Below are 1,618 nucleotides of genomic sequence, written 5' to 3'. Positions count from 1 at the left end.
GCTTCATCATGTCCTTGGCGCCCTTGCGCAGCGCTTCCAGCGCGCGGCCCTGGTGACCGACGGCCTGATCGCCATCGCTATCGCCAAGCGCCTGTTCGGCGTTGCCCATGGATTTGCCGGCCTCGCCAAACCCTTCATTGGGCTCGAGACCCATGCCTTCGAGACCTTTTCTCAGCTGGTCGAGGTCGCCTTGCAGCTTGCCCTGGCCTTCCTGCAACCGCTTCAGCGCGTCGGCGAACTCCTGCGGCGTCATTGGCCGGCCGAGCGGATCGCGGTCTTCACCTGGGCCGGGCTGCTCGCCCATTTGGCCCTGCTCACCGTTCTCGCCGAGCTGCTCGTCGCGATTCTGCCCGCGCTGTTGCTGGCCGCGCTGCATCTGGTCCATGCGGAACGTCTCGTTCATCATCTCCTGCTGGCGCCGCATGATCTCGCCGAGCTTGTCCATCTGCTGGCGCATTTCACTGTTCTGCTGGCCGCCCTGCTGCTGACGTCCGGCCTGCAGATTGTTCATCATGTCCTGCAGTTGCGAAAGCAATTGTTGCGCGCTGTCGCGATCGCCTGATTTCGCCAGGTTTTCGATCTGGTCCATCATGCGTTCGATGTCGCTCTGGCGCAGTTCCTGGCCGTTCTGCTGCATCTGCGGCGCGTTCGGATTCTGCTGCGCACGCTGTGCGAATTCCTGCAGGAACTGGTTCATCGCCTCGCGCAGTTCCTTCATCGCCTTGTCGATTTCCTCGTCGCTGGCGCCGTTCTTGATCGCGTCCTGCAGCGCCTGCTGCGCCTGGCGCAGCCGCCGCTCGGCCTCCGAAAGATTGCCTTCCTCGATGCCGAGCGCGATCTCCCACAGATAGGCGACCTCGTCGCGCAGCTTGTCGTCGCTGTCAGCCATCTTCAACCGGGTGCGGGCGCTCATGATGGCGAGGTAGTGCGCCATGTTGTCGAACGTATCTTCGGGCCTGAGCGTGATCGCGTCCATCAGGTCGAGCACGCGGCTCTTGGAGTTGGCGTCGAGCGCCAGAACGCGGCGCTGCTCGATCACGGCCCTCGCCAGCGGGTTGGAGAAAGGCCGCTCCGGCATCACCAGCGTCTTAATCTCGCTGGTTGCCGTATGTCCGGCGTCGTCGGTGGCGACAAGCGTGAGCTTGATGTTGCCGCCGGCCCAGACATGCTCGGTCAGGTCCTTCGTGGTCTTGGCGGCGTTCCCCTTGGCGCCGCGGCGCGGCAGCGTCAGCGGCATTTCAGGCGGGCCATAGAGCGGATGCGCATTCGGCGCCGGTGGATCGGCCAATGCGAAATCCGCCTTGGCGGAGGCCGCGCCATAGTCGTCGTCGATCTGGTAGTTGAGTTCGAAGGAGCCGTTGACGGCGCGTTTCGGCTCGCCGACGAAGCGGATCTGTGGCGGCTTGTCCGGGATCACCGCGAAGGCCCAGTTGCCGAGTTCGTCATTGCCCGATTGCAGCGTCAGCGTGCCGTTGGTCGTCAGCTTTCCTGTGAACTGGCGCACCGTGGAGGGCGTTGCCGTCGAGGGCGTTGCCGCCGCCGGTTTGGCCGCGTCGGCCTTCTGCCCGGTTGGTTCGATGGTGCTGGCGTTGCCGTTGGCGTCGGCGTAGCTCAGCGT

The 1,618-nt window shown here is 64.6% G+C and carries 1 protein-coding gene; it reads right to left on the bottom strand.

All coding sequences use genetic code 11. The annotated features are described in order from the left end of the window. Window positions 1-1,618, bottom strand: a 1,618-nt coding sequence (locus EOA86_RS33800; protein WP_128345510.1) for a TIGR02302 family protein, incomplete at both ends; no start/stop codon positions are given.

The sequence above is a fragment of the Mesorhizobium sp. M5C.F.Ca.IN.020.32.2.1 genome, from assembly GCF_004023105.1.
Taxonomy (GTDB): Bacteria; Pseudomonadota; Alphaproteobacteria; order Rhizobiales; family Rhizobiaceae; genus Mesorhizobium; species Mesorhizobium wenxiniae.
The sequence above is the reverse complement of the archived record's forward strand: the minus strand, read 5'-3'. Positions and strand labels throughout refer to the sequence as shown.